Annotated in this window: 12 protein-coding genes and 1 tRNA gene; 6 read left to right on the top strand and 7 right to left on the bottom strand. The window is 67.2% G+C overall.

The features are described from left to right. Positions 1-5 precede the first annotated feature (5 nt). The 6 genes from phnX to QTH86_RS03940 are packed head-to-tail and all read right to left on the bottom strand — an operon-like array spanning position 6 to position 6,514. Positions 6-821 carry a phosphonoacetaldehyde hydrolase gene (phnX, locus tag QTH86_RS03965; RefSeq protein WP_286645955.1) on the bottom strand — a complete coding sequence of 272 codons (816 nt, stop codon included), beginning with the start codon at positions 819-821 and terminating at the stop codon, positions 6-8. Between the two features lie 19 nt (positions 822-840). Then, positions 841-1,968: a TIGR03364 family FAD-dependent oxidoreductase gene (locus QTH86_RS03960; RefSeq protein ID WP_286645956.1), complete on the bottom strand. Its 1,128-nt coding sequence runs from the start codon at positions 1,966-1,968 to the stop codon at positions 841-843. After that, positions 1,965-2,657 (bottom strand): HAD family hydrolase, encoded by a 693-nt coding sequence (locus QTH86_RS03955; RefSeq protein WP_286645957.1) that lies wholly within the window; start codon positions 2,655-2,657, stop codon positions 1,965-1,967. The genes QTH86_RS03960 and QTH86_RS03955 overlap by 4 nt, the downstream gene beginning before the upstream one ends. Then, positions 2,654-4,375 carry a putative 2-aminoethylphosphonate ABC transporter permease subunit gene (locus tag QTH86_RS03950; protein WP_286645958.1) on the bottom strand — a complete coding sequence of 574 codons (1,722 nt, stop codon included), beginning with the start codon at positions 4,373-4,375 and terminating at the stop codon, positions 2,654-2,656. The genes QTH86_RS03955 and QTH86_RS03950 overlap by 4 nt, the downstream gene beginning before the upstream one ends. Further along, complete coding sequence (locus tag QTH86_RS03945) at positions 4,375-5,466, bottom strand: putative 2-aminoethylphosphonate ABC transporter ATP-binding protein (RefSeq protein WP_286645959.1); 1,092 nt, start codon at positions 5,464-5,466, stop codon at positions 4,375-4,377. The genes QTH86_RS03950 and QTH86_RS03945 overlap by 1 nt, the downstream gene beginning before the upstream one ends. A 13-nt stretch (positions 5,467-5,479) precedes the next feature. Beyond that, positions 5,480-6,514: a putative 2-aminoethylphosphonate ABC transporter substrate-binding protein gene (locus tag QTH86_RS03940; protein ID WP_286645960.1), complete on the bottom strand. Its 1,035-nt coding sequence runs from the start codon at positions 6,512-6,514 to the stop codon at positions 5,480-5,482. 158 nt (positions 6,515-6,672) lie between these two features. Here QTH86_RS03940 and QTH86_RS03935 point away from each other — a divergent pair, with 158 nt between their 5' ends. The 3 genes from QTH86_RS03935 to QTH86_RS03925 are packed head-to-tail and all read left to right on the top strand — an operon-like array spanning position 6,673 to position 8,829. Next, positions 6,673-7,404 carry a phosphonate utilization associated transcriptional regulator gene (locus QTH86_RS03935; RefSeq protein WP_286645961.1) on the top strand — a complete coding sequence of 244 codons (732 nt, stop codon included), beginning with the start codon at positions 6,673-6,675 and terminating at the stop codon, positions 7,402-7,404. A 4-nt stretch (positions 7,405-7,408) separates the two neighbouring features. Continuing rightward, entirely contained in the window at positions 7,409-7,963 is a 555-nt protein-coding gene (locus QTH86_RS03930) for a phosphonate degradation HD-domain oxygenase (RefSeq protein ID WP_286645962.1), read from the top strand. Continuing rightward, positions 7,960-8,829, top strand: coding sequence for an EamA family transporter (locus tag QTH86_RS03925; protein ID WP_286645963.1), 870 nt, complete (start codon positions 7,960-7,962; stop codon positions 8,827-8,829). The genes QTH86_RS03930 and QTH86_RS03925 overlap by 4 nt, the downstream gene beginning before the upstream one ends. A gap of 16 nt (positions 8,830-8,845) precedes the next feature. Here the strand turns inward: QTH86_RS03925 and QTH86_RS03920 are convergent, their stop codons facing one another. After that, positions 8,846-11,140 (bottom strand): arginine/lysine/ornithine decarboxylase, encoded by a 2,295-nt coding sequence (locus tag QTH86_RS03920; RefSeq protein WP_286645964.1) that lies wholly within the window; start codon positions 11,138-11,140, stop codon positions 8,846-8,848. A gap of 124 nt (positions 11,141-11,264) precedes the next feature. Between QTH86_RS03920 and QTH86_RS03915 the strand changes: the two genes are divergently transcribed. The 3 genes from QTH86_RS03915 to QTH86_RS03905 all read left to right on the top strand — a co-directional run bounded on the left by QTH86_RS03915 (position 11,265) and on the right by QTH86_RS03905 (position 12,761). Next, positions 11,265-11,690 (top strand): NfeD family protein, encoded by a 426-nt coding sequence (locus QTH86_RS03915; RefSeq protein WP_286645965.1) that lies wholly within the window; start codon positions 11,265-11,267, stop codon positions 11,688-11,690. A 32-nt stretch (positions 11,691-11,722) separates the two neighbouring features. After that, entirely contained in the window at positions 11,723-12,655 is a 933-nt protein-coding gene (locus tag QTH86_RS03910) for an SPFH domain-containing protein (protein ID WP_286645966.1), read from the top strand. 15 nt (positions 12,656-12,670) lie between these two features. Continuing rightward, positions 12,671-12,761: transfer RNA gene (locus tag QTH86_RS03905), tRNA-Ser, on the top strand. Positions 12,762-12,838 lie beyond the last annotated feature (77 nt).

The raw sequence follows: 12,838 nt of genomic DNA, 5'->3' as shown, positions 1-12,838 counted from the left end.
CGGATTCAGGGCGTGATGCCCTGCTTGAGCTTCGCCTCGATGTCTTCGATGACGGGCATCAGGTCGGCCACGCTGTCGATCACGTAGTGCGCGCCGGCCGCCTTCAGCTTGGCGGTCGCGGCCTGACGCAGCACCGCCTGCTGTGCCGCGTCGAGCGCCTCCCATTGCGCCAGCGGCAAGCCGACCGCGTTGCCGCTGATGGCCAGGCCGACCGTCCAGGTGCCGGCGTTCAGGCCTTCCTCGATGCCGACGCCGGTGTCGTCCACCTTCACCACGCGCGACGGCGGCCACACGCCGATGTCGGCGAAGGTGCGGTACATCATGAGCGGTGATGGACGGCCGGCCGCCAGGTCGCCGGCGCACACCAGGTTGTCCGGCACGTAGCCGCCAGCGGCGGCGATGGGCGTCACGATGTCCATGATCGGGCGGTTGTAGCCGGTGGTCGAGCCGATCTTCAGCCCGCGCGCGCGCAGGGCATCGACCATCGCCACGGCGCCCGGAATGAAATCGGCGAAGTCGGCCACCACCGCCGCGTTCATCGGCGTGAAGACCTCGTAGAGGTGGTCCACGTCGGCGTTGCCGAAGGGCGTGCCGTGCACCGTCTGCCATTGCGCCGCGACGCGCGGCAATTGGCCGAGCGCATGGATGTGGTCCCACTTGGCCATGCCCATGGGACCGCGCGCCTCGGCGATGGTGAGTTCGACGCCGAACTTCTCGAACAGGCGCACGAAGGCGCCCATCGGGGCGCAGGAGCCGAAGTCGAGGATGGTGCCGGCCCAGTCGAAGACGACGGCGCCGAGGGTGGTTGGTTTGGAAGTCATAGGAAGAAGGGAAGAGGGTTTACCAATCCGCGAACACTTCTTCGGCGATGCCGAAGGCGGTGCTGGCGCCGGTGCCGCTGGTGACGATCACCATCCGCGTGGCGTCGTCGGGGCGGTCGATCAGGCAGTCGGTGCTGGCCGACGAGGGGTAGGTGCCGACCCAGCGCTGGGTCACGGTGGCCTGCTGCAGCTTGAGCGTCTCGCGCAGGTGCCGCAGGATCAGGTCATCGACGCGCTGGTCGGCGAAGGGTTCGAGCACGGCGCCGTAGTGGTGCGAATCGCCCACCACCAGCGAACCGTCGGCGCTCTGCACGACGATGAGATGGATGCCGTGGGCCAGCGATTCGCCCTCCTCCCGGCGCATCTGCTCGAGCAGCGGCGCCGCCTCGGGCAACTGGCTGTAGCCGTGGTAGCGCACCAGGCTCAGGTCGGCCATCACGGAGCCCGGCAGCCGGAAGCCATGCTCCGGCTGCACCCGCAGCATGTGCAGCTGGCACAGGCGCAACTGGTGTGGCACCAGGCGCTCGGCGAAGAGGCCGTTCAGGTCGGTGTTGGTGCACACCGCCACGCGCTCGCCATGCAGCACCGCGCGCGACGTGCGCACGCGCGGCGTCGCGACCTCGAGCACGGCCTCGCCGAAACGGAACACCACACCGTGCGCCTCGGCCAGCCAGCGCGCCAGCAGGCCGATGGCGGTGCGCGACTCGACGCGCATCTCGTGCGGGCTGTAGAGCACGCCCTGGGCGCCGTCCAGCTGCAGCACCGGCGCGCGCCGGGCGGCTTCGTCCAGGCCGAGCAGTTCGCAGCCCTCCCCCATCTCGGTGGCCATGAAGGCCTCGAGCACTTTGAGCGCCTGCGGGCGGAAGGCCGTGAGGTACAGGCCCTGGTGCACCGCCTCAATGCCGGCCTGCGGCGCGACCTCGCCCCAGATCTCGCGGGCACGCCGGGCGCGGCGCCAGGTGTCGCCGGCGCCCTGCCCCGTGACGGTCACGAAGCCGAAGTTGCGGATCGACGCGCCGACGCAGGCCGCGTCGCGCTCCACCACGCACACGCGCAAGCCGCGCTGTGCGGCCACGTAGGCATGCGCCAGGCCGACGATGCCGGCACCGACGACGACGAGGTCGAAGTTCGTGTTTGTTTCAGTCATGCTTCGGAGAAAAAGGAAGAGCGTGCAAGACGCAGCACCGGCCAGTGCCGTGCCTGCGCCTCGGCCGCCAGACGGGTGTCGGGGTCGACGACAACCGGTTGTCCGACGGCCAGCAGCAGGGGCAAGTCGTTGATGGAGTCGCTGTAGAAGAAGGCCGTCCGCAGCAGCCCGTCGGAGGTCACGCCGCGCTCGGCCAGCCACGCGCGCAGGCGCGTCACCTTGCCTTCGCGCATGTTGAGCGTGCCACGCGTGCGCCCACTGAAGCGGCCGCTCGTCTCCTGTGCGAGCTCGGTGGCGATCAGGTGCTCGAAGCCCAGTTCCGCCGCCGTGCGTTCGACCAGGAAGCGGCTCGTGGCGCTCGTGAGCACCAGCAGGTCCCCTTGCAGGACGTGCTGCTGGACCAGTTCGCGGGCGGCCGGCGGAATGCGCGGCCGGATCACCTGGGCCATGAAAGCTTCGCGCACCGGATGCCACTGTGCGGGCGTGCGGCCCTGGAGCGTGGCGGCGAAGAACTCGCAGAAGTCCGCCGGTTCGGCTTCGCCGGCGCGGTAGCGGCCGTCCATCTCGGCGTTGCGCGCGGCGAAGCTTGCGTCGAGCAGCCCTTGCGCCATCAGGAAATCGACCCACAGCACTTCGCTATCCCCGTCGAGCAAGGTGTTGTCGAGGTCGAACAGGACCAGCGTGCTCATCGGCTCGGGGCCCGCCAGGCTTGGGTGCGACGGTCGACCCATTTGCCCAGCGCCATGTACAGCACGGTGACGACGGCAGAGGTGGCCGCGATCAGCACCGCCATGGCGGCGGCCGGACCGGTGTCGCCGGCTTCGTCGAGGTTCAGGATCGCGACCGAGGCCAGCTTGGTGTCGGGCGAGTACAGGAACACCACGGCCGAGATGGTCGTCATCGCGTTGACGAAGAAATAGCGCGACACGTCCAGCAGCGTTGGCAGGCAAATGGGCAGCGTGACGCGCCAGAAGGTCTTGTAGAACGGCACCTTGAGCGAGGCGGACACCGCCTCGAATTCAGCGTCCATCGACTTCAGCGCGGTCACCATCGTCAGGTGGCCGGTCGTGTAGAAATGGACGATCGTGCACAGCACCATCAAAGGCAGGGTCTGGTAGAAAACGTTGAGCGGGTTCGACGGCGCGTTGAAGAAGAAGATGTAGCCCAGGCCGAGCACCAGGCCCGGCACCGCCATCGGCAGCATCGCGAGCAGCCGCACCAGTTGGCGCGCCCAGTCCATGCCGTGGGTCTTCTCCAGCAGGTAGGCGCCGACGAACACCACCGCCGTGCCGATCACGGCGGTGCAGGCGGCCAGCTTCAGGCTGTTGATCATCGCGTCGCCCAGCTCCGCGTCGACCAGCCCCGAGACATAGTGGGTCAGGCTCGGCGCCAGGTTGTAGGGCCACAGCGTCGCGAACGATGCGAACACTGCCATCAGGAACATCGCGAGCATCAGCGCGACGATGACGATGCAGTAGAGCGTCATCGCGACGTCGAAGCCGCGTGCGCGCTTCGGCACCAGCGCCACGGCGCGCGCCGTGAGGGTGGAGGTCTGCCTGCGCTGCACGACGTGGTCGATGGCGAAGGTCAGCGCCGCCGGCGTCAGCAGCAGCAGGGCCACGACTGCGCCGCGCTGGAAGTCCTGCTGGCCGATGACCAGCTTGAACACGTCGGTCGCCAGCATGTTGAAGTTGCCGCCGACCACCTTCGGAATGCCGAAGTCGGTGATGACGAGCGTGAAGCTCACCAGCGCTGCCGAGATCAGCCCGTACTTCGCGCCGGGCAGCGTGATGGTGAAGAACTTGCGCACGGTGCCGGTGCCCAGCGCGTCGGCCGCCTCGTAGAGCCGGGCGTCGGCCAGCGCGAGCGCCGTGACGAGGATCATCAACGCGTGCGGAAACGCCGCGAAGCATTCGGCCAGCACGATGCCCGACGCGCCGTAGATGCCATCGAACCCCAGCGCACGCCAGAAGTCCTTCGCGAGCCCCTGGTTGCCGAACCAGTAGATCAGCGAGATGGCCGACAGCAGCGATGGGGCCAACAGCGGCAACAGCGTGATAGTCCGGAACAGCGGCTTGAAGGGCATGCAGCTGCGGGTCAGCGCATAGGCGAAGGTGAAGGCCAGCGGCACGACGATGGCGGTCACCAGCAACGAGACCCACACGCTGTGCCAGAGGCTCTGCAGCAAGGCCGGTGACGCGAGGTAAGCGGTGAAGGCGCTGGTGCCCGAGGCGGTACCACCGTCGGGCGCATCGAGCGCCTTCGACAGGATCAGCAGCAGCGGTGCGAGCAGGCCGATGCACAGCAGCGCCACCGTGCCGAGCAACGCGACGTTGGCGAGCCGGTCGGTCCAGTGCACCTGCTGGCGCAACGGCGGCGCCTGTACGGGAAGGTGGATGGTGGCCATCAATCGGACACCATGGGAAACACGCGCAGTCGGTCGGCCCGCAAGGCGAAGCGCACGCTCGCGCCCTCGTGCACGCCGAACTCGTCCATCTGGTTGAGCGAGTACTGCAGTTGCAGCGGCTGGCCCGGCATGCCCTGCACGTCGACCTCGGCCAGGCAGTTGCCGCCGAGGAACTCGATGTGGCGCACCGTGCCTTCGCAGCGCAGCGGGTCGTCGTCGCGCACGCCAGCGCCGATCACGCGGTCTTCGGGACGCAGGTACAGCGCGACCTCGCGCCCGGCACGAAAGTCCGCCCCGGCGCCCGGCGCGCACTGCAGTCGCTTGTCGCCGCAACGGAACCAGCGCTCCCCCTCGGCGACGCCTTTGAGCCGGTTCACCTTGCCGACGAAGTCCGCCACGAAGGGCGACGCCGGCTCGCGGTACACCTGCATCGGCGTGCCGACCTGCTCGATCACGCCGTGGTTCATGACCACGATGCGGTCGGCCACCGACAGCGCCTCTTCCTGGTCGTGCGTGACCATCACGGTCGTCACGCCCAGCTCGCGCTGCAGGGCGCGGATCTCGTTGCGCAGGTGGACGCGCACGATCGCGTCGAGCGCCGACAGCGGCTCGTCGAGCAGCAGCAGTCCCGGCGACGTGGCCAGCGCACGCGCCAGCGCGATGCGCTGCTGCTGCCCGCCCGACAGCTGCGCTGGATACTTGCCGCCGCTGCCCGGCAGGCCGACCAACTTCAAGAGTTCGTCGACGCGCGGCGCGACCTGTGCGCGAGACTGCCTGCGGTTGACCAGCCCGTAGGCCACGTTCTGCGCGACCGTGAGGTTCGGAAACAGCGCGTACGACTGGAACATGATCCCGTAGTCGCGCCCGCCCGGCGGCAGGACCGAGATGTCGCGGCCGGCCTGCACGATGCGCCCGGCGGTCTGCGTCTCCAGGCCCGCGATGATGCGCAGCAGCGTGGTCTTGCCGCAGCCCGAGGGCCCCAGGAAGCAGACGAACTCCCCGCGCCCGATCGACAGGTGGATGTCGTCGAGCGCGGTGAAGGCGCCGAAGCGCTTGTGGATGCCCTGCAGTTCGAGGTAGGCCTCTGTCACGCGCGCTCCCGGCTTACTTCTTCGGCTCGCTCTTGGCGTCGTAGCGCTTGGACCATTCGGCCAGCGTGCGCTCGCGGCCGGCAGCGGCCTTGTCGAAGTCGAGCTTGATCAGCCGTGACTCGTAGTCGGCCGGAATGTTCGCGAGCTTGGGGGCGACGCCCGGCTGCGCGGTGATGGCGAAATTCTTGCCGTACAGGATCATCGCGTCCTTCGACGACGCCCAGTCGGCCAGCTTCTTCGCGGCCTCGAGCTTCTTGGTGCCCTTGTAGATGGCGAAGGCTTCCAGGTCCCAGCCCAGGCCTTCCTTCGGGAACACCAGTTCGATCGGCGCGCCCTTGGCCTTGTTGGTGTGGCCGCGGTATTCGAAGGACACGCCGGCCACGTATTCGCCGGCGGCCGCCATGTTGCAGGGCTTGGAACCCGAGTGCGTGTACTGGCCGATGTTCTCGTGCAGCGCGTCCATGTACTTCCAGCCGCCGCCCTTGCCGCCGTCGTCGCCCCACAGCTGCAGCCACGACACCACGTCGAGGTAGCCGGTGCCCGAAGACGCCGGGTTGGGCATCACGACCTGGCCCTTGAACTCGGGCTTGGTCAGGTCCTTCCAGGTGGTCGGAATCGGGATGTTCTTCTTCTTGGCTTCGACGGTGTTGAAGCACACCACGGCCCCGAACACGTCCATGCCGAACCAGGCCGGCGGCGACTTCTTGTCGCGGTAGGCCGGCATGATCGCGTCGAGGTTCAACGGCGCATAGGGCTCGAGCATGCCGTTGCGCTCGAACAGGGCCAGGCTGGTGGCGGCCACGCCCATGACGACGTCGGCCTGCGGGTTGGCCTTCTCGGCCAGCAGCTTGGCCGTGATCACGCCGGTCGAATCGCGCACCCACTTGATGTCGATGGTCGGCTCGACCTTGTTGAAGGCTTCCTGGTAGGCCTTGAGCTGGTCCGTCTCCAGCGCCGTGTAGACGATGAGCTGGGTTTTCTGGGCCAGCGCAGCGCCGGCGAATGCCACGCCGATCAGGCCGGCGATGAGTGACTTGGCGAGAGACATCGAGAAGCTCCTTGTCGAAAAAGAAAGGGACTGTGCCGGCACGAAACGACATATCCGTGACACAGGCGCCAAGCAAAATCGGGGCCACATCGCGCACTTCGTCTATTGTCTTTTGTAGATCGTAGACAATCGACGGCGAGGAACGTAGGATCGGAACCATGGCCCCCAAGATCTCCAGCAACCCCGCCATCGCGCAGCTGCAGTCGAATTCCCTCGCCAACCTGGTGCAGCGCGAGATCGAACGCATGATCCTGGACGGCTCGCTCCCTTCCGGTGCCAAGCTCACCGAAGCCACGCTGGCCGACCAGATCGGCGTGTCGCGCGGCCCGGTGCGCGAGGCCTTCCGCATGCTCGAGGAAGCCGGCCTGGTACGCACCGAGAAGAACCGCGGCGTGTTCGTGCGCGATGTCCCGGTCGAGGAAGCGCTGGAAATCTTCGAGGTGCGCGCGGTGATGGACCTCTACGTCGGCCGCAAGCTCGCGCAGGGCATCACGCCCACCGAGGTGCGCGAGCTGCGGCAACTGGTCGACGCGATGGAACAGGCCGTCAAGAGCGACAACGCCCACGACTACCACCGCTTCAACCTCAAGTTCCATGACCGGCTGCTGGAGCTGGCCGGCAACAGCAAGCTGCTCGCCACCTACCGCCGGCTGGTCAACGAGTTGTCGCTGTTCCGTCGGCAGAACCTCACGGCCGAATCCATGACGGTCTATTCGCGCGAGCACCGCCAGATCGTCAAGGCCATCGCCGCAGGCGACCCCGAAGCGGCCGGCCAGGCGATGTACCAGCACGTGATGAACAGCCGCGAGCGCACGCTGCGCAACTACGAACAGAAGCAGGCGGCAATGCGAGCCTCGGTGGGCAAGCCCGCTACGGCCGTGGAGGCCTGAGGCCATGGCTTTGAGCCTCACGGACATCGACGGGCTCTTCGCCCGCCACGGCGCCGCCCAGTACAGCGGCGAACCGGTCACCCAGCTTCAACATGCGCTGCAGACCGCGCTGCTCGCCGAAGAGGCCGGCGCCGACGACGAACTGGTCACAGCCGCCCTGCTCCACGACCTGGGCCACCTGCTCAACGACCAAGGCGAAACACCCACCCTGCGCGGGGTCGACGACGTTCACCAGTACTTCGCCCTGCCCTTCCTGCGCGGCGTGTTCGGCGAGCGTGTGCTGGCCGCCATCCGGTGGCATGTCGACGCCAAGCGCTACCTGTGCGCGACGCGCGCCGACTACTGGCAGCAGCTGTCGGACGACTCCAAGCGCAGCCTCGAACTCCAGGGCGGCATCTTTTCACCGGCGCAGGCCGAGGCCTTCATCGCGCAGGAGCACGCGGCCGATGCGGTCGCGCTGCGCCTGTGGGACGATCAAGCCAAGGCACCGGACCGCCCCACGCCACCGCTCGCGCACTACCTGGCACGCGCACAGCGTTGCATGCTGGCCCGCGCGTGAGCATCAGTGGCCCGGTTCTGCTGGCGGTGCTGTTCGGCGCGCTGTTGCACGCCGGCTGGAACGCGCTCATCAAGTCCGGCCGCGACAAGCAACTCGACACGGCGCTCATCCACAGCCTGGGCTTCTTCGTCGCGCTCCCCGTGCTGCTGTGGACCGGCCTGCCGGCCACAGCGTCGTGGCCCTACATCTTCACGTCGACCGCCATCCATCTGGGCTACTACATCGCCTTGGCGGGCGCCTACCGGCACGGCGACCTGGGCCTGACCTATCCCGTGATGCGCGGCAGCGCGCCGCTGCTCGTGGCCGTCGGCAGCGTAGCCTTCATCGGCGAACACCTGTCGGCGGTGTCCTGGGTGGGCGTGGCGGTGGTGTGCGTCGGCGTGCTCACGCTCGGGCTGTCGCGTTCGTCGCTGCATGCCGGCGACGAAGCCCAGCGGCGCAAGGCGCTGCGCTTCGCCTTCGGCAACGCCGCCATCATCGCGCTCTACACGGTGGTCGACGGCATCGGCGTGCGCGCGTCGGGCGATGCACTGGCCTACGTCGCGGCGCTCTTCCTGTTCGACGGCATTCCCTACCTGCTGCTGGTGCTGTGGCAACGCGGCGAGCGGCGCGGCGCCGCGATCCACTACATGGCCGGGCGCTGGAAGATCGCCGCCATCGGCACGCTGGCCTCGCTGGGCAGCTACGCGATCGCACTCTGGGCGATGACACGCGCGCCGGTCGCCCTGGTGGCGGCGCTGCGCGAAACGTCGGTGCTGTTCGCCGCCTTCATCGGCACGCTGCTGCTGCGCGAGCCGTTTGGCTGGCAGCGCGCCGCCGGCACCCTGGTGGTGGTCGGCGGTGTGATCGCACTGCGTTTCGGCTGACGCCTGCGTCGCCGGGTCAGGCTTCGCGCACGCAGTCGGCGTAGTAGCGCTTCTTGCCCGTCTCGTCGACGCGCGCCACCAGCCCGTGGATGTCGGTCTCGAAGCCCGGGCACTCGGCATTGAACTCGCGCGCGAACTTCAGGTAGTCGACGATCTTCTTGTTGAAGACCTCGCCCGGGATCAGCAGCGGGATGCCCGGCGGGTACGGCGTGATCAGGCTGGTGGTGATGCGGCCTTCCAGCTGGTCGATTTCCACGCGCTCGGTCTTGCGGTGCGCGATGTGGGCGAAGGCGTCGCTCGGCTTCATCGCCGGCGTCAGGTCGCTCAGGTAGATCTCGGTGGTGAGGCGCGCGATGTCGTAGCGCGCATACAGCTCGTGCACCCGGTGGCACAGGTCACGCAGGCCCAGCCGCTCGTAGCCCGGGTGGTTCTGGCAGAACTCCGGCATGATCCGCCACATCGGCTGGTTGCGGGCGTAGTCGTCCTTGAACTGCTGCAGCGCCGTCAGCAGCGTGTTCCAGCGGCCCTTGGTGATGCCGATGGTGAACATGATGAAGAAGCTGTAGAGCCCGGTCTTCTCCACGATCACGCCGTGCTCGGCCAGGAACTTGGTGACCACGCTGGCCGGAATGCCGGTCTCGGCGAACTTGCCCTGCAGGTCCAGGCCCGGCGTGACGATGGTCGACTTGATCGGGTCGAGCATGTTGAAGCCGTCGGCCAGCTTGCCGAAGCCGTGCCAGTTGCGCTTGGCGCTCTTGGCCTTGCTGTCGGTGCTGCCCTCGCCCTTCATGATCCAGTCGTCGGCGCGGCCGATGCCCTCCTCGACCAGCTTCTCGGGGCCCCAGACCTTGAACCACCACTCGTCCTTGCCGAACTCGGCTTCGACCTTGCGCATGGCGCGGCGGAAGTCGAGCGCCTCCAGGATGCTCTCTTCCACGAGCGCGGTGCCGCCGGGCGGCTCCATCATGGCGGCGGCCACGTCGCAGCTCGCGATGATCGCGTACTGCGGGCTGGTCGACGAGTGCATCAGGTAGGCCTCGTTGAACAGGTCGCGGTCGAGCGCGCGGTTCTGCGAGTCCTGCACCAGCACGTGGCTGGCCTGGCTGATGCCGGCGAGCAGCTTGTGCGTGGACTGCGTGGCGAACACCAGCGACTCCTTCGGCCGCACGCGGCGCTTGCCCATCGCGTGGTAGGCGCCGTAAAACGGGTGGAAGGCGGCGTGCGGCAGCCAGGCTTCGTCGAAGTGCAACGTGTCGACGTAGCCGTCGAGCATGTTCTTGATGGTCTCGGTGTTGTAGATCACGCCGTCGTAGGTCGACTGCGTGAGCGTCATCACGCGCGGCTTGACCTTGTTCGGGTCGCGGCCCTTGAGCAGTGGGTTGGCCTTGATCTTGGCCTTGATCGCGCTCTGCTCGAACTCGCTCTTGGGGATCGGGCCGATGATGCCGAAGTGGTTGCGCGTGGGCTTCATGAAGACGGGAATCGCGCCGGTCATGATGATCGCGTGCAGGATCGACTTGTGGCAGTTGCGGTCGACCACCACCACGTCGTCGGGCGCCACCGTGTGGTGCCACACCATCTTGTTGCTGGTGCTGGTGCCGTTGGTGACGAAGAAGCAGTGGTCGGCGTTGAAGATGCGCGCCGCATTGCGTTCGCTGGCCGCCACCGGGCCGGTGTGGTCGAGCAGTTGGCCCAGTTCTTCGACGGCATTGCACACGTCGGCGCGCAGCATGTTCTCGCCGAAAAACTGGTGGAACATCTGGCCGACCGGGCTCTTGAGGAAGGCCACGCCGCCCGAGTGACCCGGGCAGTGCCACGAGTACGAACCGTCTTCGGCGTAGTCGATCAGCGCCTTGAAGAACGGCGGCTGCACGCCTTCGAGGTAGCTCTTGGCCTCGCGGATGATGTGGCGCGCCACGAACTCCGGCGTGTCCTCGAACATGTGGATGAAGCCGTGCAGTTCGCGCAGGATGTCGTTCGGGATGTGGCGCGAGGTCTTGGTTTCGCCATAGATGTAGATCGGCACTTCGGCGTTCTTGCGGCGCACCTGCTCGATGAAGCTGCGCAGGTTCAGCACGGCGGGGTCCAGGTCGGGGCCGGGCGTGAATTCCTCATCGTCGATCGAGAGGATGAAGGCGCTGGCCCGGCTCTGCTGCTGGGCGAACTGCGACAGGTCGCCGTAGCTCGTGACGCCGAGCACCTCGAAGCCTTCGCTCTCGAAGGCCTGCGCGAGCGCACGAATGCCCAGCCCCGAGGTGTTCTCGGCGCGGAAGTCCTCGTCGATGATGACGATGGGAAAGCGGAATTTCATGCGGGGGGCTCCGAAGACGCAAAGCGGCAAAAGCGAAAAGAGGGGCGAAGTGTACGGAATTCGCATGAAAGTGCTGTGAGCCCTTTGCCCGACAATGACGAGCCTGCAACAACGAGGAGATGACATGGCGGATTCCACTCTCTGGTGGCTCATCGCGAGCGGCGCCATCGTGCTGGAACTGCTGACCGGCACGGTCTACCTGCTGTTGCTCGGCACCGGCTTCGCCGCCGCGGCGCTCTCGGCCCACGCGGGCTTCGGACTGCGCACCCAACTCCTTGTCGCGGCCGTCGTGGGGGTTGGCTCGGTGGCCGCTTGGTACCTGGTGCGCCGACGCAGGCCACCGGCGGCGCCCAGCGGCGCCAACCGCGATGTCAACCTCGACATCGGCGAGCACATCCACATCGACCGCTGGAACGACGACGGCACCGCCCAGGTGCGCTACCGCGGCACGCAATGGACCGTCGTACCCCGCCCCGGCAGCCCGACCAGCCCCGGCGAGCATCGGGTGGCCGAAGTCATCGGCAGCCGCCTCGTCGTCGACAAGATCTGAACCGGCTCGAAGCCGCAACAAGGAAGCACTCCATGGAATACACCGTCCCTCTCGTCATCCTCGTCATCGCCATCATCTTCATCAGCCAGTCGATCAAGTTCGTGCCGCAGCAGAACGCCTGGGTGCGCGAGCGCCTGGGCAAGTACCACAGCACGATGACGCCCGGCCCGAACTTCCTCATCCCCTTCATCGACAAGGTGGCCTACAAGCACAGCCTGAAGGAAATCCCGCTCGACGTGCCCAGCCAGATCTGCATCACGCGCGACAACACGCAGCTGCAGGTCGACGGCATCCTCTACTTCCAGGTGACCGACCCGATGCGGGCGAGCTACGGCTCGTCGAACTACATCGTGGCCGTCACGCAGCTGGCCCAGACCTCGCTCCGCAGCGTGATCGGCAAACTCGAGCTCGACAAGACCTTCGAGGAGCGTGACGTGATCAACGCCCAGGTGGTGGCCGCCATCGACGAAGCCGCGCTCAACTGGGGCGTGAAGGTGCTGCGCTACGAGATCAAGGACCTGACGCCACCCAAGGAAATCCTGCTGGCCATGCAGGCCCAGATCACCGCCGAGCGCGGCAAGCGCGCGCTGATCGCGGCCTCCGAAGGCCGGCGCCAGGAGCAGATCAACATCGCCACCGGCGAACGTGAGGCCTTCATCGCCCGCTCCGAGGGCGAGAAGCAGGCGCAGATCAACAACGCCCAGGGCGAGGCCGCGGCCATCACCGCGGTCGCGACCGCCACCGCGGACGCCATCGAGCGCGTGGCCGCTGCCATCCGCCAGCCCGGCGGTGAACAGGCGGTGCAGCTGAAGGTGGCGGAGCGCGCGGTCGATGCCTACGGCAAGGTGGCCGCCGACGCCACCACCACGCTGATCGTGCCCAGCAACATGAGCGAGACCGCGGCACTCATCGCCTCGGCGATGCGAATGGTGCAGGCCGGCAAAACGGGCCCGAGTGCAGGTTAGAATCGCAGGCTGTTCGGAGCGGTGGATGAGCGGTTTAAGTCGCACGCCTGGAAAGCGTGTGAGGGTTAATAGCCCTCCGCGGGTTCGAATCCCGCCTGCTCCGCCAACAGACTAAGAAATACGCCCCTTTTGGGGCGTTTTTTCTTTCTGTTCCCACATAAAGGCCCACAACCGGGAAGGCTT

The sequence above is a fragment of the Variovorax sp. J2L1-78 genome (assembly GCF_030317205.1).
Classification (GTDB): Bacteria; Pseudomonadota; Gammaproteobacteria; order Burkholderiales; family Burkholderiaceae_C; genus Variovorax; species Variovorax arabinosiphilus.
Note: the sequence above shows the minus strand (reverse complement) of the source record. Positions and strands in the feature narration are given on the sequence as shown.